This window comes from Moraxella tarda (genome assembly GCF_035181405.1).
Taxonomy (GTDB): domain Bacteria; phylum Pseudomonadota; class Gammaproteobacteria; order Pseudomonadales; family Moraxellaceae; genus Moraxella.
The window spans coordinates 477,377-499,591 of record NZ_JAYGGV010000001.1 but is presented as its reverse complement, the minus strand read 5'-3'; the positions used below and the strand labels follow the sequence as shown (position 1 = coordinate 499,591).

Annotated in this window: 18 protein-coding genes and 1 tRNA gene; 10 read left to right on the top strand and 9 right to left on the bottom strand. The window is 41.3% G+C overall.

Annotated features, from left to right (window positions below; all coding sequences use genetic code 11):
* Nucleotides 1-442 precede the first annotated feature (442 nt).
* Together U9670_RS02445 and U9670_RS02440 are read left to right on the top strand one after the other, a co-directional pair.
* Nucleotides 443-2,041: an isocitrate lyase gene (locus U9670_RS02445; protein ID WP_323841605.1), complete on the top strand. Its 1,599-nt coding sequence runs from the start codon at nt 443-445 to the stop codon at nt 2,039-2,041.
* Between the two features lie 194 nt (nt 2,042-2,235).
* A complete protein-coding gene (locus U9670_RS02440; protein ID WP_323841606.1) occupies nt 2,236-4,455 on the top strand; it encodes a malate synthase G in 2,220 nt (739 codons plus the stop codon).
* A gap of 144 nt (nt 4,456-4,599) precedes the next feature.
* On the opposite strand, the gene leuE is transcribed toward U9670_RS02440, so the two are convergent.
* From leuE to nagZ, 3 genes are read right to left on the bottom strand one after another with little or no spacing between them, the layout of a single operon-like run.
* Nucleotides 4,600-5,250, bottom strand: a complete 651-nt coding sequence (leuE, locus tag U9670_RS02435) for a leucine efflux protein LeuE (protein WP_323841607.1) — start codon at nt 5,248-5,250, stop codon at nt 4,600-4,602.
* 22 nt (nt 5,251-5,272) lie between these two features.
* The gene (locus tag U9670_RS02430; protein ID WP_323841608.1) at nt 5,273-6,283 is read right to left on the bottom strand and encodes a DHH family phosphoesterase; all 1,011 of its coding nucleotides are present in this window, start codon (nt 6,281-6,283) and stop codon (nt 5,273-5,275) included.
* Nucleotides 6,284-6,298: 15 nt separating this feature from the next.
* Nucleotides 6,299-7,375, bottom strand: coding sequence for a beta-N-acetylhexosaminidase (gene nagZ / locus U9670_RS02425; protein ID WP_323841609.1), 1,077 nt, complete (start codon nt 7,373-7,375; stop codon nt 6,299-6,301).
* Nucleotides 7,376-7,555: 180 nt separating this feature from the next.
* Here nagZ and U9670_RS02420 point away from each other — a divergent pair, with 180 nt between their 5' ends.
* Nucleotides 7,556-9,730, top strand: a complete 2,175-nt coding sequence (locus U9670_RS02420) for a carboxy terminal-processing peptidase (RefSeq protein ID WP_323841859.1) — start codon at nt 7,556-7,558, stop codon at nt 9,728-9,730.
* A gap of 72 nt (nt 9,731-9,802) precedes the next feature.
* Here the strand turns inward: U9670_RS02420 and U9670_RS02415 are convergent, their stop codons facing one another.
* From U9670_RS02415 to U9670_RS02405, 3 genes are all read right to left on the bottom strand, one after another.
* Nucleotides 9,803-11,338 (bottom strand): sensor histidine kinase, encoded by a 1,536-nt coding sequence (locus U9670_RS02415; RefSeq protein WP_323841610.1) that lies wholly within the window; start codon nt 11,336-11,338, stop codon nt 9,803-9,805.
* A 118-nt stretch (nt 11,339-11,456) separates the two neighbouring features.
* Nucleotides 11,457-12,179: a response regulator transcription factor gene (locus U9670_RS02410; protein WP_323841611.1), complete on the bottom strand. Its 723-nt coding sequence runs from the start codon at nt 12,177-12,179 to the stop codon at nt 11,457-11,459.
* Nucleotides 12,180-12,390: 211 nt separating this feature from the next.
* The gene (locus tag U9670_RS02405; protein WP_323841612.1) at nt 12,391-13,452 is read right to left on the bottom strand and encodes an efflux RND transporter periplasmic adaptor subunit; all 1,062 of its coding nucleotides are present in this window, start codon (nt 13,450-13,452) and stop codon (nt 12,391-12,393) included.
* Between the two features lie 207 nt (nt 13,453-13,659).
* On the opposite strand from U9670_RS02405, the gene U9670_RS02400 reads away from it, so the two are divergent.
* Entirely contained in the window at nt 13,660-14,187 is a 528-nt protein-coding gene (locus U9670_RS02400; RefSeq protein ID WP_323841613.1) for a cytochrome b, read from the top strand.
* A 224-nt stretch (nt 14,188-14,411) separates the two neighbouring features.
* Here U9670_RS02400 and U9670_RS02395 read toward each other — a convergent pair.
* Nucleotides 14,412-14,487: transfer RNA gene (locus tag U9670_RS02395), tRNA-Phe, on the bottom strand.
* Between the two features lie 178 nt (nt 14,488-14,665).
* On the opposite strand from U9670_RS02395, the gene U9670_RS02390 reads away from it, so the two are divergent.
* On the top strand, nt 14,666-15,610 hold the full coding sequence (locus U9670_RS02390; protein WP_323841614.1) for a polyprenyl synthetase family protein: 945 nt from the start codon (nt 14,666-14,668) through the stop codon (nt 15,608-15,610).
* A 167-nt stretch (nt 15,611-15,777) separates the two neighbouring features.
* On the opposite strand, the gene mutY is transcribed toward U9670_RS02390, so the two are convergent.
* Nucleotides 15,778-16,926 carry an A/G-specific adenine glycosylase gene (gene mutY / locus U9670_RS02385; protein ID WP_323841615.1) on the bottom strand — a complete coding sequence of 383 codons (1,149 nt, stop codon included), beginning with the start codon at nt 16,924-16,926 and terminating at the stop codon, nt 15,778-15,780.
* 176 nt (nt 16,927-17,102) lie between these two features.
* Here mutY and U9670_RS02380 point away from each other — a divergent pair, with 176 nt between their 5' ends.
* The 3 genes from U9670_RS02380 to U9670_RS02370 all read left to right on the top strand — a co-directional run bounded on the left by U9670_RS02380 (nt 17,103) and on the right by U9670_RS02370 (nt 18,891).
* A complete protein-coding gene (locus U9670_RS02380) occupies nt 17,103-18,044 on the top strand; it encodes a DNA/RNA non-specific endonuclease (RefSeq protein WP_323841616.1) in 942 nt (313 codons plus the stop codon).
* Nucleotides 18,045-18,059: 15 nt separating this feature from the next.
* Entirely contained in the window at nt 18,060-18,305 is a 246-nt protein-coding gene (locus U9670_RS02375) for a hypothetical protein (protein WP_323841617.1), read from the top strand.
* A gap of 184 nt (nt 18,306-18,489) precedes the next feature.
* Nucleotides 18,490-18,891 (top strand): DUF2147 domain-containing protein, encoded by a 402-nt coding sequence (locus tag U9670_RS02370; protein ID WP_323841618.1) that lies wholly within the window; start codon nt 18,490-18,492, stop codon nt 18,889-18,891.
* A 75-nt stretch (nt 18,892-18,966) separates the two neighbouring features.
* On the opposite strand, the gene U9670_RS02365 is transcribed toward U9670_RS02370, so the two are convergent.
* The gene (locus U9670_RS02365; RefSeq protein WP_323841619.1) at nt 18,967-19,305 is read right to left on the bottom strand and encodes a P-II family nitrogen regulator; all 339 of its coding nucleotides are present in this window, start codon (nt 19,303-19,305) and stop codon (nt 18,967-18,969) included.
* 132 nt (nt 19,306-19,437) lie between these two features.
* Here U9670_RS02365 and murD point away from each other — a divergent pair, with 132 nt between their 5' ends.
* Complete coding sequence (gene murD, locus U9670_RS02360; protein ID WP_323841620.1) at nt 19,438-20,844, top strand: UDP-N-acetylmuramoyl-L-alanine--D-glutamate ligase; 1,407 nt, start codon at nt 19,438-19,440, stop codon at nt 20,842-20,844.
* 180 nt (nt 20,845-21,024) lie between these two features.
* Nucleotides 21,025-22,188, top strand: a complete 1,164-nt coding sequence (ftsW, locus tag U9670_RS02355) for a putative lipid II flippase FtsW (protein ID WP_323841621.1) — start codon at nt 21,025-21,027, stop codon at nt 22,186-22,188.
* Nucleotides 22,189-22,215: the final 27 nt, after the last annotated feature.

Sequence of the window (22,215 nt, the reverse complement as noted above, 5' to 3'; positions counted from 1 at the left end):
AGGTTTTTTAATGAAAATTATGATTTTAATCCGTAAGATTGTAGCATAAAAAGCAATATATCTTAAAAATTAGCGATGATTTTTAAGAAAATTTTGGTAATTTTTTATGACTTTTTTAAATATTTTAAGGGGAATCTTAATAATTTTTTTGGTGATTTTTGGATATCAAAAATGGTGGATTTTAATAAAATCAATGTATTTTCATAAGGTTGGATGATAAAGATACAAAATTTTTAATGGTAATTTTTATATCATTTATTTTAAAAATATTGAACATTATGGCTTGATATTGGATAAAAGCTGTATTTTTGAGTATTCTGTATGACAAGAATCGCACGCAGTTAATTTTTACTAGTATTCACTGGTATCGGCAGTGATTTGACTGGTGTGGCAGGCTGCTACACTGATGACAATGTACCAACATGGAATTTAGGAGATTACGATGACTTATCAATCAGCATTAGAACACGTTCGTGGTGTTAAAGAAAAATTAGGTGGCACTTGGCACGCCATTCGTCCAGAAGATGCGGCTCGTATGATGGTGCAAAACCGCTTTAAAACAGGGCTAGACATTGCCAAATATACCGCTGGCATTATGCGTCAAGATATGGCTCAGTATGATGCTGACAACAGCAAATACACACAGTCTTTGGGCTGTTGGCACGGATTTATCGCCCAGCAAAAAATGATTGCCAATAAAAAATATTTTGGCACAACCGCCAAACGCTACATCTATCTGTCAGGTTGGATGGTGGCGGCACTGCGTTCTGAATTTGGACCACTGCCTGACCAATCTATGCACGAAAAAACCGCTGTGCCAAAGCTGATTGAAGAAATTTACACTTTTTTACGCCAAGCTGATGCCAAAGAATTAAACGACCTATTTCGTGCCTTACAAAAAGCCGAAGACGCTGGCGATAGTGCCAAAGTCAAAGAGCTAGAAAGCCAAATTGACAACTTTGAGACACACATCGTACCAATTATTGCCGATATTGATGCAGGTTTTGGTAATGAAGAAGCTACTTATTTACTAACCAAGCAAATGATTGAAGCTGGGGCGTGTGCCATTCAAATTGAAAACCAAGTATCAGACGCCAAGCAATGTGGGCATCAAGCAGGCAAAGTTACCGTACCACACGAAGACTTTTTAGCAAAAATCAACGCTGTGCGTTATGCGTTTTTGGAGCTTGGCGTAGATGATGGTGTAATTGTCGCTCGCACCGACTCAGAAGGAGCGGACTTAACTCAAAAAATCCCAGTCAGCAAACAAAAAGGCGATTTGGCAAGCAAATACATCAGCTATCTTGAAACCACCGAAATTGACATCAGCGATGCGCTTGACGATGAAATTTTAATCAAACGAGACGGCAAATTACACAGACCCACTCGCCTAGCGTCTGGTTTGTATCAGTTCCGTGAAGGCACTCAGCACGACAGAGTGGTGCTAGACTGCGTAACTTCGCTACAAAATGGGGCGGATATGATTTGGATTGAAACACCAACCCCAGATGTAGCAGGGATTGCACGCTTTGTTGATGATATCAAAAAACAAGTACCAAACGCCAAATTGGTCTACAACAACTCGCCGTCTTTTAACTGGACGCTCAATTTTCGTCAGCAAGCCTATGACCGCTGGGTCGCACAAGGCAAAGATGTATCAGGCTATGAGCGAGACAAGCTAATGGACGCTAAATATGACGACAGCGAACTGGCACTTGATGCGGACGACAAAATTCGTACCTTCCAAAAAGATGCTGCTCGTGAAGCAGGTGTATTCCACCATTTAATCACCTTGCCCACTTATCACACCGCTGCACTTTCTACCCACGAGCTTGCCAAAGGCTACTTTGGCGATGAAGGTATGCTCGCTTATGTAGCAGGTGTTCAGCGTAAAGAAATCCGTGGCGGTATCGCTTGTGTCAAACATCAAGCAATGGCAGGTTCGGATATTGGCGATGACCACAAAGAGATTTTTTCTGGCGAAAACGCCCTAAAAGCAGGCGACGCCAGTAAAAACACAATGAACCAATTTGGTGGTTAATTTTTAAACAAAGATAAAAACGGTGTTTTGCTTGGTAAAAACACCGTTTTTTCATAAAATTGTTAATTTTTAAAAATTTTTTGGTTAAAATTTTAAAGTCAGCTTTTTTAAATGAAAATTTTATCATTTATTTTACGCTTTTTAATTTCACTTTAAAATTTTAAATCCAACACCCAAATCAAAAGGAAAAAATTATGCCCACAACTCGTATCAACAAAGGCTTGCTCGCCATTGATAAAATTTTATTTGATTTTATTGAAAATGAAGCCTTGCCGATTGCTAACATCGCAAGCGATGAATTTTGGCAAAACTTTGAACAAGCGGTGCTTGATTTAACCCCAAAAAATAAAGCACTTTTACAAAAGCGTGAACAATTACAAACCCAAATTGATGATTGGCACAAAAACAACGCCTATGAACTAAACGCCTATAAGCAGTTTTTGAGCGATATTGGTTATCTTGAAAAACCTGTGGACGATTTTGAAATTACCACCACACAAGTTGACGATGAGATTGCTACAATGGCAGGTGCTCAGCTGGTTGTGCCTGTGCGTAACGCCCGCTATGCTCTAAATGCCGCCAATGCACGCTGGGGCAGTTTGTATGACGCTTTGTATGGTTTTGATGTTATTGATGAGACGGGCGGTGCGGAAAAAGGCAAAGGCTATAATCCGATTCGTGGGGCAAAAGTCATTGAATTTGCCAAAAATTTTCTTGATGAAACTTTCCCATTAACCGATAAACGCTCCCATTCTGATGTAGTATCATATTCTATTTCAAAAACGGAATTGGTTGCAGTGTTTAAGAAAGAGTATCTTACAACCGTTCCAAATCAGTTAATTGCCATATTTTCTGATGGTAGTTCTGAGATTTTGAAATTTCCCGAACAACTCATTGGGTATAACGGAACAAGAGAAAATCCCACCGAAATTATCCTAAAAAACAACGGCTTACACACCATTATCCAAATTGACCGCAATCATTTAATCGGTAAAGACGATAAAGCAGGCGTCAAAGATGTGATTTTAGAATCGGCCGTTACCACCATTCAAGATTTAGAAGACTCAGTAGCGGCAGTAGATGCCGAAGAAAAAGTGGAAGGCTATCGCAACTGGCTGGGTCTAATGACAGGCGATTTGTCTGAAAAGCTAGAAAAAAACGGCAAACAAATCACTCGCAAGCTAAACCCAGACCGTACTTTTACCGATATTAATGGACAAACCCAAACCTTGCACGGTCGCTCGGTTATGCTTATTCGTAATGTTGGACATTTGATGACAAATCCTGCGATTTTGGTAAACGGCGAAGAAATTTTTGAAGGCATTATGGATACGCTTATCACGCCACTACTTAGCGTGATTGATATTCGTGGCAAAAATACTTTGCGTAATTCTCGCACAGGCTCTATGTATATCGTCAAGCCAAAAATGCACGGCTCACAAGAAGTGGCGTTTGCCATAGAATTATTTGAGCGTGCCGAAAAACTGGCAAATCTACCCAAAAACAGCCTAAAAATAGGCATTATGGACGAAGAAAAACGCACCAGTATCAATCTAAAAAATTGTATTGAAAAAGCAAAAGACCGTACTATTTTTATCAATACAGGCTTTATGGACAGAACAGGCGATGAGATTCACACGGCAATGCACGCAGGGGCGTTTGTCAAAAAAGCCGACATCAAAGCCCAAGCGTGGTTTGATGCTTATGAAAAACGCAATGTCAGTATTGGATTAAATGCAGGACTAACTGGCAAAGCCCAAATCGGTAAGGGTATGTGGCCAAAGCCTGATGAGCTTGCCGATATGTATCGCACCAAGATTGAACACCCCACAGCAGGGGCAAGCTGTGCGTGGGTGCCATCGCCAAGTGGTGCGGTTATCCACGCTATGCACTACCACAAATGCAATGTATTTGACCGCCAGCTTGACCTAAAATCACAAACAATGCCAAGCCTTGACACGCTTTTGACCCTACCCCTAGCAAGCGATACAAATTGGAGCGATGATGAAAAACGCCGTGAACTTGATAACAACTGTCAAGGCATATTAGGCTATGTTGTGCGTTGGGTGGATTTGGGCGTGGGCTGTTCTAAGGTGCCTGATATTCATAATGTTGGACTTATGGAAGACCGTGCCACTTTGCGAATTTCAAGTCAGCATATCGCCAACTGGCTTATGCACAACATCGTCAGCAAAGATGAAGTCATGGACAGCCTAAAACGAATGGCAAAAGTGGTAGATGCCCAAAATGCCAACGACAAAGATTATCGCCCAATGGCGACCGACTTTGACAGCAATATTGCTTTTAATACCGCTGTCAGCTTGATATTTGAAGGCAAAGACCAACCGTCAGGCTATACCGAGCCACTTTTGCACAAAGCCAGATTGAAGTTAAAAGGCTATACAGGCGACTGATTTTTATCAAGCTCTCAATGTAAACAACATAAACCTTGAACACAACAAACCCCAAAGTGTCGGCTTTGGGGTTTTTTAAATATTTAGATGGTGGTATGGCAAGCTAAAATCTAAATCAATCGGCTTGAGAAGGTTTTGGTCAGTTTATACCTTTGTCAACCATAAATTCACCCCAAAACTAATAAATAAACAGCCAACCAATAGCATTGCCAACGCCATCACCATAGGGCGGGTACCGAACAGATCAGCCAGTTTTTTGCCACTAAAAGTCAGTAAGGTCAAATAAGAAAAGCTCACGATTTGCAAAATCAACGCCAAGATAAAAAAGCTTAAAAATGGCTTATCGTAGCTAGGATCAACAAACTGCACAAAAAATGATAAGAAAAACAAAATTGCCTTAGGATTGGTAAGACTCAGTGATAAAGAGCGATAAAAAAAGTTTTGCTTGGGGATATTGGGCGGAGTGAAAGTCTTGCCTGCAATCATATGGCGATTTTTAAAGGTATGATACGCTCCGATGATGAGCCGTATGCCAAGATATGCCAAATAACCTCCACCGATGAGTTTGATGCCATCAAACACAGCAGGATAGATTTTTAACAGTGTGCCCGCCCCCAAGACGGTAGCGAGCATGAGCAAGCTATCGCCGATGAGAACGCCTGCCATCACCCATGCTCCTGCTTTTCTACCCTGTGAGGCCGATACTGATAGGCAATATAGAGTGTTTGGTCCAGGTAGTGTGATGACCACAATGACGCCAATAAGATAAGTGATTAAGTCGGTGATGCCAAACATTTTTCAAACCTTTTTAACCTTGTTATTGTTCAGATGTGAGATACTTTTTTGATGAGTGATGGTAATGATTTTCAAGCAAAGGAACAATTTGTTTTTTGCGACTGACGATACCATCTAAAATAAACAAACCATTTTTTGGTACGGCATTAAAGACCTTACTGATGATGGCGTCTTGCTTGGCATCATGGGTGAGGGCATAGCCGATTTTATCCTTAATGTTGGCAATGGCAACCATAAAGTGGTCAAGATTCTTTTGTTTTTGGAGTGTGTGGGCCATTTGTGCCAATTCATCACAGCGTGCCAAAATCTGAGAAATGTCCATTGTCTCAATGCCTGCAATGCCCCATTTTTTATCACCAAAGTTGTATTCTTTATAATCCATTAATAAAATTTCACGAGCAGATAGATGATGAATATTGCTTTTTGCCAAAAACATTTGCTCAGCCAGTTTGTCTTGATCATTTTTTGATAAGCCAATGATTTTTAATAATTTTTTTAACACATATTTGTCATCGTCAGTCGTGGTAGGGCCAGTTAAATTAAGAGTGTCTGAGATGATGGCAAATAGCATGAGTGTGGCAATGAATGGTGTGATGGTGATGGATTTTTGAACAAGCATTTCGTATAAAATTGTACAAGTGCAACCAAAAGGTGCTATGCGAACATAAGCGGTTGTGGGTGTGGATAAATTTAATTTGTGATGATCAATAATAAAGCAAATGTCAAAATCAAATAAATTGGCAATCGATTGAGTCTGTTCGTTGTGGTCAGTTAAGCCGATTTTATCCCCTTTTGTTAAGGTGGTCAATGGATTATTGGGATCCAAATAAGGCAATAAATCGTTGTCCAATCTGTACATTTCATCAGCAAACCAATTGGATAAATGCTCAATCATAAAAGCTGTTTCAGGGTTTGGCTTGCCAAGTCGATAGGCGGTGGCATGAATGTCTTGTGCGTTTAGATAGTATGCCATCACAAACGCTGAGGCAAAAGCGTCTGTGTCAGGGCTGGTGTGTCCGAATATATGATACATGATCACCTCTTTGTTTTATGCCTTATTAATATAATCGGTTGGGTCTTTTGGTTTGATGGTGTCTGCATGATTCATAAAAAAAGTGCGTTGTATATTGTCTTTGGCAACATGATAGTGTGGGAAAACTTGACAAGATGAGTCTAAGTCGCCTTGCCAAGTAGGAATGATGCTTTTCATGCGGTGAAAACGGTTTGGCAGATTGGGCATTTTTTTGGCAGTATGTACAGCTTGTAGGGCATCTTCACGATTGTTGCATACTAATGCCATATCACAGCCTGCATTGATGGCGTACTCAACACGCTCTTTGACGCCACCAACGACACAGGCTGCTTTCATAGATAAATCATCACTAAAAATGACGCCATCAAACCCCAATTGTTTTCTTAAAATCTCTTGCAGCCAGATGGTAGAAAAGCCAGCGGGCTTATCATCAACTTGGCTAAAAATGACATGAGCAGGCATGATGGCATCTAGTTTATCCAAATTTTGTCTAAAACTGATCAAGTCTTGTTCCCAAATCTCATCAAGCTTGCGATTATCTACCGCCTCAGCAATGTGTGAGTCGGGAGCAATGGAGCCATGACCAGGAAAATGCTTGCCCGTGGCTTTCATGCCAGCATCGTGCATACCATCAATGAATTGTGCAGACAGCTTGGTAACAATTTGTGGTTTGGTGTGAAAAGCACGGTCGCCAATCACCGTGCTGCACCCATTGATGTCTAGCACAGGTGCAAAGCTGATGTCTACACCCACTGCCAGCACTTCGCACGCCATCAAATAGCCTGCATCATAGGCAAGCGATGAGGCCAACTTGTGATTTTTGTCATAAATTTTGCCAAGTTCACCCATGGCAGGCAGGGGTGAAAAACCATTTCGAAAGCGTGCGACGCGTCCGCCTTCTTGGTCGGCAGCAATGATGATGTTTGGGTTGATGGCTCGTATGGCATCGGTAAGTGCACGCACTTGTGTGGCAGATTGGACATTGCGTGCAAAGATGATGATACCGCCAATCTCATCATTTGCCAAAAATTTTTTATCTGCGTCTGTTAAAACTGTGCCATCTACATCGGCCATAATGATGCCATTTGCCATGTTTTACCTATATTTTGCTAAAATTTTAATAATGTTGCTTATTATGCCATGATTTTGGAGGAATGTATCTATTTAAAGAAATTTACTCACAAAAACCATCACACAAACAAGATTGAGTATGATAAGATAATGCCAATTTTTCTTAATAATTTTTAATATTGATTGCAATTATAGGTGAATATAATGAAACGACAATTTTTGTGGTCGGGCATGGCGACAGCCATTGTGAGTGTACTATTGGCACAAAGTGTTGGCATGGTGGCACAGGCGTCAGACAAGCAGGGCTTTGAGCCAAATATTGAGCAAAAAATGGTTGCACGCCAAGTGTCTTTATTGCTTGATCGCACACATTATCTAAAACAACCGCTTGACCGTCAAATGGGCAAAAAAATCCTAGAAACTTATTTTGATAGTTTGGACGCATCACGCACGCTGCTGTTGCAATCTGATGTTGATGAATTCATGAATAAGTATGGTGATACTTATGCTGAACGATTAAAACGAGGCGATTTGTCCGCAGGGATAGAGATTTTTGAACGCTATCGCACTCGTGCTAATGAATATTATGACACGGCCAAACAAATGCTTGCAGGTGATGTGAATCTGCACACCGATCAGGCCATCATTCTTGACCGTGAAGATGCACCACGCTTTAAAGATGAGGCGGAACAACGACAATATTGGCAAAACCAGACCGCTTATGCACTCATTAATATCACGCTAAACCAAGAAGATGATAAAGCAAAAGACAAGGCGTTTTTGGAAAACCCAGAGCTTGCCAAGGGTCAGGATTTGGTTAAGGGTGAGAACCGTACGCCAAATGAAATTTTGCTTAATCGCATTAATCGCCAAAAGCAACAACTTGGCCGCCTAAAAAATGATGAAATTATGGAGGGTATCTTAAATGCGGCGATGATGGCATATGACCCACACAGTAATTATTATGCACCTGTGCAGGCTAATGAAATGCAGATTCAATCAAATTTGCAATTAGAAGGTATCGGTGTGTCAATTCGTCCTGATCGCAAAAACCCTGACTATACACGCATCATCAGTTTGGTTGATGGTGGACCTGCTCAAAAAACAGGGCAAATCAGAGCTAATGATCTTATTATTGGGGTGGCACAAGAAGATGGTAAAATGGTTGATACCATTGGATTTACCACGCGTGAAATTGTGGCATTGATTCGTGGTGCAAAAGGAACGCCTGTAACCATCAAGGTCAAACAGCCTAATGCTCCAGACAGTGCTGCACGCAATGTTACTATTGTGCGTGATGTCGTCAAGCAAGATGAATCTGGTGTGCAGTATCGTGTGGTTGAGGTGCCATACGATGGGGCAACCAAGCGTGTGGGCGTGATTGAGATTCCAAGTTTTTATTTAAATTTCAAAGCCCGTCTTAGCGGTGTTGGTGTTAATGATTATCGGTCGGTTAGTTTTGATACCGAAAAAGCATTAAAAGCACTAAGAGAAGAGGGTATTGATGGCTTGGTGGTGGATTTGCGTAACAACCCTGGTGGCTCTCTTGATGAAGTGGCAAAAATGCTTGGGCTTTTTATTAAACAAGGTCCTGTCGTGCAAATTCGTGACAATCAGGGCAATGTACAAGTTTATGCTGATGAAGATGGTGGGGAACAGTTGTATGCGGGCGATATGTCAGTATTAATTAATCTGGGTTCAGCATCTGCATCGGAGATTTTTTCGGCGGCGATACAAGATTATGGGCGTGGTTTGGTTGTTGGTAGCACCACAACAGGCAAGGGCTCTGCCCAATCTCGGCGTGATGATTTGGCACTTGGTTCAGCGACGATTACTCAGCGTAAATTCTACCGCATCAATGGCGGTAGTACCCAGAACAAGGGCGTGGTGCCTGACATTGAATTGGTCAATATCTATGAGGGTATTGAGTTTGGCGAAAGAGAGTATAAAAACCCACTTGAATGGGACATGATTGCTACCACTAATTTTGTTGCAGAAGGTGAGTACAACCAAGATTTGATTAAAAGATTGTCCGCCATTTCCAAAGCTCGCCAAGCCAAAAATCCACAGTTTCAGTACCTTACTGAACTTAATGCCATTCGAGCTCTTGATGACCGTAAAAAGCCGACCGATGTCAATATTGACAAACGCCGTGCCAAAACCAAAGAAGTTGAGAATCGTACTTTGGCTGCTGAAAATGCACGCCGTCAAGCCATGGGTGAAAAGCCTTATACCGATTGGGCGACTTATCAAGCCAGCGTAGATGCACTGGCCGAAGAGCGTGGTGCAATGAAAGAAAATCTACGCCCTAAATTACCAGAGGACGAAGCTTATGTTTTGGAAGCAGCACGCTTAATGTTTGATGCAAAAAAATGATTTATTCTATCAAATGGTGTTGAATTAAGTAGCAAAAAGCCATCGTTATGATGGCTTTTGATTTTGGTTTGATTAGGTATTTTGGTTGTCCTTAAAGCCTGTTTTTGACTTTAAGGGCAGTGTTACCAAAAAGCGAGTCTTACCTTGCCATGTATCGGTAATGATTTGACCATGATGTGCCTCTATGATTTGTGAAACCAGTGATAAGCCAAGCCCTGAGCCCTTTTTTTCTTGTTTTAGACGCACAAATGGACTAAAAATATCAATGCGTTTGTCTTGGGGTATGCCATTGCCTTGGTCAATTACTGCAATCACAGCAAAAGCAGGTTCTTTGGACGGCTGGTCTTTTTGCCTTGAAAAACTCAGCAAAGGTTTTTTGACTTTCTTGGGCGTTTCGCTGTCATTGGCGGTAAGTGAAGTCTCTACCAAAGTACTTGGAATATCGCCTGCATTGGTCGCATCTATTGTCTCATAAACATAGACTTCAATGGGTGCGATGCCATGAATCATGGCATTGTTAAGTAAGTTGCGTATCAGATGAGTCAGTAGCTTAGGTTGAGCGGTCATGACAACAGATTCGGCAAATAACGATACTTCAGAATAATGCTGGCATTCTGTGCGTATCAACTCATACAAATCAACTTGTTCGGTAGATTCTAAAGCATGACCTGCATCCAGACGACTGACCAGCAAGATACTTTCTACCAAGTCGTTCAGTCCTGTCAAATCACGGTTGATGGCGGTGGCTCGCTTGTCAAATTTCGCTTTATCGTCATCATTTAGTTTGTCAGCAAGCATATTCATCATCTCAATTTGCAAGCGAATGCGTGTGATTGGCGTGCGAAACTCGTGTGAGGCATGAGCAAGAAGCAGATTGTTGGCGTTGATAAGCTGTTCAATTTTTTGGGCAGATTGGTTAAAACCATAGGCGAGTGTGGCAATCTCGTCATTGCCTTGTTCATCGGCTCTTACGCTAAAATCGCCATCACCGAGTTTTAGCATTTGTCGGCTTAGATGATTGATACGCCAAGTGATGTTTCGGGCAATCCACCATAGCACTGCCGACATGATGAGTACAAGCAGTAGTGTGCCTGTAAATAAGTTTAGTATCGCAACAAATGGCCGTTCTGGTGGTGGTGTGCGACTTTCATACCACAATCGATAGCCTGAGGCATTTGTCAAAGTAACATGGTGATTGGTGGGTGAGAACACATCAGGCATGATGATGTCAAGCCATGTTTCGTCTTGACTAATTTTTGGTGGCAGACCACTGTCTTCGGTTTGTAAGACCAACTCACCATCAGGTGCGTACAATCCAATTTTGGCATTTAAGCTCTCATCAAAAATATCAAAGCTACGCTTAACGATGACCAATATAAATCTTGCTCGTAGCAATTCATTTTTTTTGTTTAAGGCTTCGGCTTCGGCGATGAGCGGATTGATTTGCGTCATGATTTGTTCGGCAATTGCCTTTGAACGCATGCTGTCAGAATTATTATGCACCAATTGGGCAAGCAGTACCATGGCAATCGCAAAAGCAATGATTGCCAAAAAAACACTCACAAAAAGCTGAGCAAAAACTGAATTAAGACCAAAACGATTTTTCATAAATCATGCCAATTTTGATGTGAATTTTTTTTAAGCTTATTAAAACAAATCATTTAATAAGCACCTTTGACTTAAACAAAAAAGACCATCTAAGTGATGGTCTTGTAACATAAAAAGATCACACTTGGTCGGTGGCAAACTGATAGCCAACACCTCGTACTGTGATGATACGCTTAGGCTGGCGTGGATTGTCCTCAATCAATGCACGCAAACGAGAGATATGCACATCAATCGCACGGTCAATATTCTCAGAGCTGTCATCATTTGGCATGGCTTGCCATAGTTGTTCACGATTGAGCACCTTGCCTGCGTGGGTTGCAAAGTAGTGCAATAGTTGAAATTGATGAGTGGTTAGACGAACAATTTTGTCATCGATGGTTACCTCGTGGCTGTCTGGAAATATGGCCAAACGCCCAAAGGTTAGACTGCCAGAGTGTAGGTTGGCTTGATTTGGTGTCTCGTGGCGACGCAGTACAGCACGGATGCGTGCCAGCAGTTCGCGTGGCTCAAATGGCTTGGAGATGTAATCATCTGCTCCCATTTCAAGACCCAATACACGGTCGGTGGTATCGCCTTTGGCGGTTAGCATCACGATGGGTACTTTATTAATCTGAGGGTTTTTAGCACCACGCACTTTTTGACACACTTGCATACCGTCCATGTCAGGCAACATCAAATCAAGCACAATCAGGCTGATGTCGCGTTCTTTGGCATCAAGTAAATCAAGGCCTGCTTGGCCTGTGGCGGCATGATGTATCTCGTAGTAATTCATTGACAGATATTCACTGACTAATTCTGCCAAATCTGGGTCATCTTCAATGAGTAAAATTTGCTTATTCATGGCTGTTGTTCCACATTCCCAAAAAAAAATTAAAAAGAAAAACTAAAAATTAGGGTATATCTTGCCAATCTTTAACAATATTAGCAAGTGTTAAATTGTAGCTAATTTTGAATTTTTATGGATTTTGTGCAATCTTTCCAAGAATTGCGTAAGGTTTTATCCATTTTTATGATTCGTCTGTAACAATTGACCTGCGTTGAACAAGATGGGTCTAATCAATGACCGCACGCTTACCATTGGCATCTTTGGGTAAGTTTGTCAACACAAGCAGGCTGTCATCGGTGATGCCTGATACTAAAAATCGGCGTGTTGTGGTCTGGTATTCAATGACATGGATTTTTGCAAGTTTTAGACTTGCGTCTTGTTTGACGACCCATGCGTAAGCGGGAATTGGTGCAAGGGGTTTGTGGGGTGGGGCATATAATTGGGCAAGGTTAAGAGGTTGCAGGTTTTCGCCGATGATGGCAAAATCTGGTACGAGGGCACCTACTTCTATTTGACCATATTCAATGATGCCTTTGGCGATTTGCCCAGATTTGAGTGCATTACGGTTTTCTTTGGTGGGGGAGATTTTTACATATACATCAATCGTATTTTGCTTTGATGGCGAAGTTTCGATAAGTGCTACTTGTCCACTAAAAGGTCTGCCATGTACGGTTAAATCCACGGTATTGCCAATTTGAATGTGCGATTGTAGGTTGCTTGGTAAGTGGCTGATGAATTGGTATTTTGACACATCTGATAGGCTAATCAGTGGAGTATGGGTGCTGATGGTATCTGTTTGATTGATGTCAATGCTGTCAATTATGCCGTCAAATGGGGCGGTTATTGTAATGATTTGATGGGGTTTTTTGTTTTGTGAATCATCTGCTTGGGCTGGTGTGATTGTAGATAGCGTGATGAGTGCCTGCCCATGTTTGACCGCATCGCCTACATTAACCAAAATTGCATCTATTGTAGCGTCGCTCATGCTTTTTAAGGTGGTATGCTGAGCAGGCGTGATGACACCCTTTAATGAAAAACTTGGTTGATAGCGTGCAGTTTTTACTGAACTTAGGTGGCCATCTGCCAAAATAACCGTGTCTTCATTGATGATGGCGGTGTGTTCATTGACATTGTCTTGAAGTTGTTGGTCTCGTCTGGTGATGGCAGAATCTTCACGATGGTCAATTTTTTGGTTGACTTTGCTCATTATCTGGTTGGGTTTGTCACAGCCTAGCACCAGTGCGGTTGTTGCAATCACCAGCATAAATTTAAACACGCTAATATACATGGGTTTATCTTTAAATATGTTAAAATACCTTCATCTTAACATATTTTTTTTGTGTGATTTTGATATTTTGTTGCCACCAGACTACTAACAAATTGATACATACAATGTGTGAATTTTTTCATATAATTGGTTGGGCCTTATTACTGAATTAAAAATTACTGAATTAAAATTAAATGCCATTAAGGGTGCTAAAAAATTGGAGATTCTATGAGTTTTGAAAAGTCCTTAAAAAAACCAAAGGTTGTTGCTAAATATGCGTTGGCTGTGCGTGTCTTTCATTGGGTGGGCGCATTACTCATTTTGTTGGCATTTTTTGCTGCTGACTTGAACGATGATTATATTGGTCTGCATAAATCTATTGGGGCAAGTTTTTTGATTTGGACAATTTTGCGTATCGTCACTCGTTTTGTTACCAAGACACCAGCATATGTGTCGGCACCAGCATGGCAAAATATGGTCGCACATTTGACGCATCTGGCTTTGTATGTGGCGATGCTTGCCATGCCAATTACAGGCATTTTAATGTCAATGTATGGTGGTTATGGCGTGAGTGTGTTTGGACTATTTGAGTTGACAGCCATCGTAGGGGTAGACAGAGACATGGCAAAACTGATGAATTGGTGGCATACGGAATTTGTGTGGTCAGCGATGTGTATTTTGATTGCTCTGCATATCGGTGCGGCACTGTATCATCAATTTGTGATAAAAGACAATCTGATTGCCAGAATGCGTTGATTTTTAGGGTTTGTGCGACTATCGTGCAACTAAGAGTCATGCAATCAATAATGTTGTTGTATTAAAACAAATTTGCATAAAAATCGTCTGTTAGGCGATTTTTTTTATTAAATTAGATGGAAGATATTTTGTGATGAAGTTTAAAAGGTGCTTGTTTTGTTCATCTATAAAACAAAATATAAATAAAAAAACACTCAAAAATAATTTGAGTGTTTTTAAAAAAATGGTGGCGTGAGGCAGGATCGAACTGCCGACACACGGATTTTCAATCCGTTGCTCTACCGACTGAGCTATCGCGCCAGTTAGCTTATTGGCTAATTGGTGCACATTATAGCCAATTTTAAAAAATTTGCAAGCACTTTTTTGATAAATTTTTAAAATTTTATCAAAATTGATGGCTTTTTATTCAAATTTATCCAAATTGCCTTAATTTTGGGTTATGATAGCTCTTTTGTGTATCATTTTTTTTGGTGCGGTGATGATTGATAAGAAAATTGATGATGAATTAAGTGATGACGACTTGGACTTAAAAAGCGTGCAAGACTTTGTACAAAAACAGCTCTTGATGGATTTTGGGGCATTGTTTGAGTATGTTGATTTGCCCGCTCCTTTGAGTAAAGCATCTGATTACGCCATTTTAAATGGGGGCAAAAGAGTACGACCGATTTTGGTGCTGGCAAGTTTTTTGTCAGTCGGTGGTCGCATGGATTCGGTAGCATTTGGTATGGTGCGTCGTGCCATGCTTGCCATCGAGTGCGTGCATGGCTATTCGCTTGTGCATGATGATTTGCCATGTATGGATGATGATGAGCTACGACGCGGTAAGCCTACTTGTCATATCGTTTATGGAGAGGCGGTTGCCATGCTTGTGGGCGATGTGTTGCAGTCTCTTGCTTTTGAGGTTTTAGGCTCTGATGAGTTTGGTAAATTTGGCAAAGTTGATGATATTGTTTTTGCCAGACTTGCTAAAATCTTAGCGCCTAATGCACGGCGTATGGTTGCAGGTCAGCAAGCAGACCTAAATGGAGAGAAAGAGCACCTTAGTCAAGGTGAATTGGAGCAAATTCATCGAGATAAAACAGGGGCGTTAATCATCGCCAGTGTGCTGATGGGGGCGGTGTGCGGCGGGGCAAGCAATGAAGATTTTGCTTATTTGGAGGAGTATGCACGACTGATGGGGCTGGCTTATCAGGTGCAAGACGATGTTTTGGATGTGATGGTGGATACCAAGACGCTTGGTAAGATGGCGGGTAGCGATGAGAAATTGGATAAATCCACTTATGTCAAGCTACTGGGTTTGGACAACGCTCGTACTTATGCCAATACGCTGTTTGATAATGCAAGAGAGCGGGTGATGGGTTTGGGTAAGAAAAATGAGTTGTTGTTGCAGGTGGTGGACTGGTTGCAACAAAGAGATTATTAGAGTTGGAGTTTTTGTTAAGCACCGCCAAGCGTTAAGGATTGTTAAATAGATAAAGGATTGTCAAATAAACCGCTTAAAGACATATAAATAGCAAGCATCTAAATATGGCAGGCGTCTAAGGTCTATAAGATTTGTAAACAAAAAAAGGTTGATAGATACCGACGGCCTCAATCTGTCTGCATCAGCACTTTTTCCATGGCTTTTGGCACGCCTATTTTATCGCTATTTTCATGCCAGACAAATTCAGCATGAATTTGGGTGAGGGCATGATTGATTTGTTGGTATAGACTGTCATTAATTGCAATACGCACCAGCGACAAATGCCAATGAAAGTGCGTGAGTGTATGTTTGATGGTTGCATCTGCGGTCAGCGTGGCATTAGGCAGAATATCAAACACCTGCTGTTCGGCAAGGCTTAATGCTTGGGTGGCTGTTAGTTTATCGTGATGATTTTTAGCAGAAATTAAATCTGCTGGTAGATTATTTGGTTCATCGCCTATCATTAGCATGGGTAAGACATATAAACCGTCCCAAATACCGCCATTGTTGTTTCTTTTGATCCATAGTAAGTTGTTTTGAAAGTGCAGGGCAAACACCAATGAATGGCGGTGGGGTTTGTTCGCTTTTTTAGTTTTGATAGGGTAGGCGGTAGGGTTGCCTTCTTTGTAAGCAATGCAATCGTCAGATATAGGGCACTGGGTGCAATCAGGGCGTGTGCGAGTGCAGACAGTGGCACCCAAATCCATCATTGCTTGGGCAAACTTTCCGCTCTCATATTCTGGCGTGAGTGCATCAGCAAGGCCCCACAATATTTTGTCAGTGGCAGATTTGGTAATATCGCCATCAATGCCTGCCCAGCGTGTCAGCACTCGTTTGACATTGCCATCGCATATTACGCCACGCTCACGCACGCCCATTGCCATAATCGCTCCTGCGGTAGAACGACCAACGCCACTGATATTTTGCCAATCATCAACCGTTTTTGGGAAATATCCATGTTTGGCGATGAAATTGGCCACTTGTTTTGCACCTTTGTGTAAATTTCTGGCACGAGCATAGTAACCAAGCCCCGCCCAAAGGTTTGCCACATCGTCCCATTCAGCAGCCGCTAAATCTTGCACCGTAGGAAACTTGGCCATAAATTTTGGAAAATAATTTAATACAGTAGTAACCTGCGTTTGTTGAAGCATGATTTCAGAAAGCCACACCGCATAAATATCGGATTTTTGTTGATGATGATATTGCCATGGGAGGTCGTGGCGACCATGTGTCTTAAACCAAGATAAAAGGCGTGGGGCAAAAGTTTGGTGATTCATCAGTTTGGTCTGGTAAGTTGGTGTATTAAAGCAAAAAAGAGCTTTATGGGGACGATGGAGAGATTTTTCATCATTGATTGTTTAAATGGTAGCTTGGTAACTGATGAATTGATAAAAAATTTGTGATTTTAAGGGGCGACCCTGTCTTTTGTGGTAGATTTTGTTATAATGATTGTATGAAATTATTATCTTTTGCAACGATTTTTGCTTGCTTTGCTCTTTGTATTCCAAATGTTCATGCTCAGGTAGCGACCGCAGATGATTTTGTACAAGGTTTTAATGATGTTTTTGGTGAGTGTCGCAAGCATTTTTATGATGGCAATGCACCAATGTTGGTTGGTGAAAAAGGTGCAAAATTAAATCAAAAAGTTGATGCATTGTGCTTTGATGGTTTTGCTGTTTTGCATTCTGGTGTGTCTCGTACGCCGTTGTGGTCAGCAGAATACTTGACCCGAACTCGCATTGAGCAAGCACGCAAATTGACACGACAAGACAGCTTTCGTGTGGAAAGCAGGCTGCCTCATGACCATCGAGCTCAGCTGTCTGATTATCGGCATTCAGGCTTGGATCGTGGGCATTTGGCACCCAATGGCGATATGGCAGATGTCAATACGCAGTATGAAAGTTTTAGCCTTGCCAATATTGCACCACAAAATGGCACGCACAATCGCAATGTTTGGCGACATATAGAGACGGCCACACGCAACCTTGCCATCAAATATGGGGCCGTTTATGTGGTAACAGGTGTGATTTTTGATGGGCAGACAGTCTCTCGTATTGGTGGGCGTGTGCTTGTTCCAAGCCATTTTTTTAAGGTAGTTTATATTCCAAGTCTTAACACAGCAGGCGTGTATTATTCGCCAAATACACAAAATCCAAGCTATGAAATCATCAGCCTTGCTGAGTTTACACATCGCACAGGGATTCGTGCCATGCCAACATTGACCAATCCTGTGCAAAACATCGCCTCTAACTTGCCAAGACCTACGCCAGATGGCATGATTGTCTTAGATGAAACGCCGTCTGACAAAAACAAAATTAACCTTAATGACAAACAAGGGTGGCTACTGTTATTGCTTGAAATTTTTAAATATTTTATTGGTTTGATGAGTAAATAATTTTTTGGAGGTTTTATGGATATTTTTCAAAATGACCACGAAGTGCTGACGATTGGTAATTTAACCATTGAGAATAATTTAGGCAGTGTGGTCATTCATGGCGATGTTGAGATTGGTGTGGACGAAGTGGGGGTTTTGCATGCAAAAGCGTTGTATGATTTTGCTAAAAATCTTGTGCAGACCTTAGAACAGCCATCAAATTTGCTCAAAAATAAGCCATCGCCAAATCATATAGATACGATGGACAACCCCTTTGCCTGATCAATATTTAACCTAAATAACAAAAACATACGCACATTGCCTAAAATCATAACAAAAATAACGCAATTTAGTGCATTTAATGTTTGATTTTGATTTTTGGCTTGGTTATAATGAATTTGATTTGTTAGCTAACAAGTTGGTTTTTAGGTTTATGATATTATTTTAGGATTTTAGGAGAATTCTTATGAAACTGGTTAAATTACTTGTTGCGACAGCCACACTTACCATTGCTGGTGCTGCTTTTGCTAATGATCCTCTTCTAGGGGAGTGGGTGATGCAAGAAGACGGCAAGCCAAAAGCTGTTGTTACCATCACTGAAAAAGGTGGTGCGTTCACTGGTGTGGTTACAGAGGGCATCACCCCTAAAGCTAAAAAATACGCTGAAGATAAAGTGGTTGTCATTAACGGTCTAAAAGCCCAAGGTGATGGCAAATACAGCGGTGGTACAATTACTGACCCAAGAGATGGTAAGGAATACACCATGAGTGCAACATTAAATGGTGATTCACTGACCCTTAAAGGTGGTTATAAAGTGCCATTTACAAAGACAATTATTGGCAAAACTCAAGTTTGGAAAAAGAAATGATATTTTCTTAACCCACGCTTAGTTCATAAAAAAATACTCAGTCAATTTGGCTGAGTATTTTTTTTATAAAATCAATCATAAAGCATCTTCGTCCATCTCGCCTGTACGAATGCGAATGACATTTTCAAGTGGTGTAACAAAAATCTTACCATCACCAATCTTGCCTGTATTGGCAGCTTTAATTATGGCTTCGATGATAGATTCAACCATCTCATCGCTACAGGCAATTTCTATTTTGATTTTTGGTAAGAAATCTACCACATATTCGGCACCACGATACATCTCAGTATGACCTTTTTGACGGCCAAAACCTTTAATTTCAGTAATGGTGATGCCATTAATGCCAATCTCTGAGAGTGACTCACGCACATCGTCTAGTTTAAATGGTTTTATGATTGCCGAAATTAATTTCATGAAATGTCCTTGGCGGTGGCTTGGTTTTGTTAATGGTTGGTTCAATTATACCGCCAAATACCATAAAAATTCAATGTTCATTGTGTGAAATTCTGCTACAATATTGAGATAAGTTAGATTGGGAGTGTGATCATGACAGAACAGGCAAAGTTGTATGTGGTGGTGGGGCTTGGAAGCTCTGGATTGTCGGCGGTAAATTTTTTGCTGACAAATGGACATCGTGTTGTGGTGGTGGACGAACAGCCTGCCCCCAGCCTTGCTCCCAAATTGCCAAAAGAGGTAGAGGTATTTTTTGGTAGTATTGATGGCAAAATCCTACTCCTGGCAGATAAGATCATCATCAGCCCAGGTGTGGACCCTCGCCATGTTGCCATCGTTGCTGCAAAATCAGCTGGCATACCTGTGGTGAGTGATGTTCAACTGTTTGTTGATGCTTTGCGTGAGCGTGATGAAAAAACTGGTAAGAATACGCCAATAGTTGCCATTACAGGTTCAAATGCCAAATCTACCGTAACCACGCTGGTAGGCGAGATGGCAAAATCAGCGGGCAAAATTGTCGGTGTTGGTGGCAATATTGGCACACCAGCACTTGAATTGCTTGACATAGATGATATGGAGATTGTCATACTTGAACTGTCAAGTTTTCAGCTTGAACACATCACGGATTTGGGTGCAGATGTTGCGACCATTTTAAATATCTCGCCCGATCACCTTGATCGTCATGGCAGTATGAAAGGTTATTTGGCACAAAAATTACGAATTTTTGAAGATGCGCAGGCGGTGGTCATTTGTGATGATGATGCCGACTTAAAAGAAGCTTGCCAAAATATGCTGGCTGATAAAGGTGAGACAAACGCTGCTATCATCACAACAAGTGGCATGCTTAATTGTGACCGTCATGTAGACTTTTGTTTGATTAAGAAAGATGATGAAATTTGGCTATGCCATCATGGCCAGCATTTGATGTCTGATGGTCAATTACTCATTAAGGGTAGGCATAATTTGCTAAACGCATTATCTGCATTGGCACTTGGTAAATCAGTTGGGCTGGATATGCCAAGTATGCTAAATTCTCTAAAGACCTTTAAGGGTTTGCCACATCGTTGTGAATATATCAACCAAGTAGCGGGTCGGGCTTATTTTAATGATTCAAAGGGTACAAACATTGGCTCGACTCTGGCTGCTATTGATGGGCTGGGTTCGGTATATGGCGAGCAGTCACTTGCCATCATTTTAGGGGGCTTGGGTAAGGGTCAAGATTTTAGTGAGCTTGGTGAGGCGGTTGAAAAATATGCTCATTCTGTGTATTTAATTGGTGCAGATGCACCAGCAATTGAGCAGGGGCTATTTACCAGACCATCACTTGTCAATCGCACTCACCATGCGGGCGATATGCAGCAAGCAGTTGACTTGGCTAGCCAAGGTGCAGCAAAGGCAGTTTTGCTATCACCTGCGTGTGCCAGTTTTGATCAGTTTGCCAGCTATGGCGATCGCGGGGATAAATTTGTAGCGATGGTAAACGCACTGGCAAAGCCATGATATGAGTGTCAAAAAACCATCTTTTAGGTGGTTTTTTATTTTGTGTACAATACTTTGTTGGCGATTTGAACGATTGGTTAAAATATTGTGCTAAATAATATTGAAATTGAATGAATTTTTCTACGATTCGCCCAAAAGTCGTTTATAATAATAACTTTGATTTGCTTAGATATAAAATCCATGCCTGCATTTTTTCAAAAATTATCCATACTTAATTTGCCTTCAGCGCGTACAACCCTGATTGTGTGCTTGGGGTTGTTGTTGTCATTAAGCCTACTTATGATTGCATCAGCATCCATTCCCTTTGCTCTAACCAAGGGAATGTATCCTATGAAATTTTTTTGGTCACAACTGCTATATATCAGTATTGGTTTAATCTCAGCTTTTGTTGTATATCATTTGCCCCTAAAAATTTATTGTAAAATAAGTAATATTTTGCTACTTTGGCTGATTGTTCTGATACTTTTATTTTTGACTTTTCTTTTTGCCACACCAATCAACGGCTCAAAGCGTTGGCTGAGTATTGGTGGTTTTAGCTTGCAGGCGGCAGAACTTGCCAAGATGGTGATGGTGATGGTGGCATCAGAATATGTCGTGCGACGGTCTGCGGATATGCGTGGCAGTATTTTTACAGGCTGGCGACTGTTTGTTTGGTATTTGCCGATTTTATTGTTATTAATATCTCAGCCAGACTATGGCTCAACTGCAGTGATTATGGCAACTTTACTGGTCATTGCGTGGATTGGTGGTTCACCACTCAAAGATTATGTGGTGATTTTTGTGATCACGCTGATTATTGGTATATTGGGTATTTTTCTTGCAGACTATCGTCGTGAGCGTTTGTTGTCTTTTTGGGATCCATTTGATGATATTAGAGGTAGCGATTTTCAGCTGTCTCGTAGCTTGATTGCCTTTGGTCGTGGACAGCTGACAGGTGTGGGGTATGGCGATAGTGTGCAAAAGCTGTCTCATTTACCAGAAGCACATACCGATTTTATCTTGGCGATTACAGGTGAGGAGTTGGGTTTTTTTGGTGTGGCATTCGTGCTGATTTTAGAGGCGCTCATAGTGCTTTGCATCGTTATTATCAGCTATGCTACACTCAAACGCCGTCAGCTGCGTCTCAGTTATATGGTTATGGGGTTTGCTTCGCTGATTTTTGGGCAGGTATTCATCAATGCGGGCATGAACATGGGAATGTTGCCAACCAAAGGCTTAACTTTGCCATTTTATAGCTATGGAGGCTCAGCATTGTTGGTTAGTATGATGATGGTTGGCTTGATTTTAAAAGTTGATAAAGAAAGCGTTCATATTGAACGCATGGGGCAAAGTCGTGATTATTGATTGTTAAACTGTAATACTATCTTGCCA

What these genes read in the sequence shown, in the direction of transcription:
- U9670_RS02445 (WP_323841605.1), top strand. Translation starts at nt 443, where the DNA reads ATGACTTATCAATCAGCATTAGAACACGTTCGTGGTGTTAAAGAAAAA.
- U9670_RS02440 (WP_323841606.1), top strand. Translation starts at nt 2,236, where the DNA reads ATGCCCACAACTCGTATCAACAAAGGCTTGCTCGCCATTGATAAAATT.
- leuE (WP_323841607.1), bottom strand. Translation starts at nt 5,250, where the DNA reads ATGTTTGGCATCACCGACTTAATCACTTATCTTATTGGCGTCATTGTG.
- U9670_RS02430 (WP_323841608.1), bottom strand. Translation starts at nt 6,283, where the DNA reads ATGTATCATATATTCGGACACACCAGCCCTGACACAGACGCTTTTGCC.
- nagZ (WP_323841609.1), bottom strand. Translation starts at nt 7,375, where the DNA reads ATGGCAAATGGCATCATTATGGCCGATGTAGATGGCACAGTTTTAACA.
- U9670_RS02415 (WP_323841610.1), bottom strand. Translation starts at nt 11,338, where the DNA reads ATGAAAAATCGTTTTGGTCTTAATTCAGTTTTTGCTCAGCTTTTTGTG.
- U9670_RS02410 (WP_323841611.1), bottom strand. Translation starts at nt 12,179, where the DNA reads ATGAATAAGCAAATTTTACTCATTGAAGATGACCCAGATTTGGCAGAA.
- U9670_RS02405 (WP_323841612.1), bottom strand. Translation starts at nt 13,452, where the DNA reads ATGTATATTAGCGTGTTTAAATTTATGCTGGTGATTGCAACAACCGCA.
- U9670_RS02400 (WP_323841613.1), top strand. Translation starts at nt 13,660, where the DNA reads ATGAGTTTTGAAAAGTCCTTAAAAAAACCAAAGGTTGTTGCTAAATAT.
- U9670_RS02390 (WP_323841614.1), top strand. Translation starts at nt 14,666, where the DNA reads ATGATTGATAAGAAAATTGATGATGAATTAAGTGATGACGACTTGGAC.
- mutY (WP_323841615.1), bottom strand. Translation starts at nt 16,926, where the DNA reads ATGAATCACCAAACTTTTGCCCCACGCCTTTTATCTTGGTTTAAGACA.
- U9670_RS02380 (WP_323841616.1), top strand. Translation starts at nt 17,103, where the DNA reads ATGAAATTATTATCTTTTGCAACGATTTTTGCTTGCTTTGCTCTTTGT.
- U9670_RS02375 (WP_323841617.1), top strand. Translation starts at nt 18,060, where the DNA reads ATGGATATTTTTCAAAATGACCACGAAGTGCTGACGATTGGTAATTTA.
- U9670_RS02370 (WP_323841618.1), top strand. Translation starts at nt 18,490, where the DNA reads ATGAAACTGGTTAAATTACTTGTTGCGACAGCCACACTTACCATTGCT.
- U9670_RS02365 (WP_323841619.1), bottom strand. Translation starts at nt 19,305, where the DNA reads ATGAAATTAATTTCGGCAATCATAAAACCATTTAAACTAGACGATGTG.
- murD (WP_323841620.1), top strand. Translation starts at nt 19,438, where the DNA reads ATGACAGAACAGGCAAAGTTGTATGTGGTGGTGGGGCTTGGAAGCTCT.
- ftsW (WP_323841621.1), top strand. Translation starts at nt 21,025, where the DNA reads ATGCCTGCATTTTTTCAAAAATTATCCATACTTAATTTGCCTTCAGCG.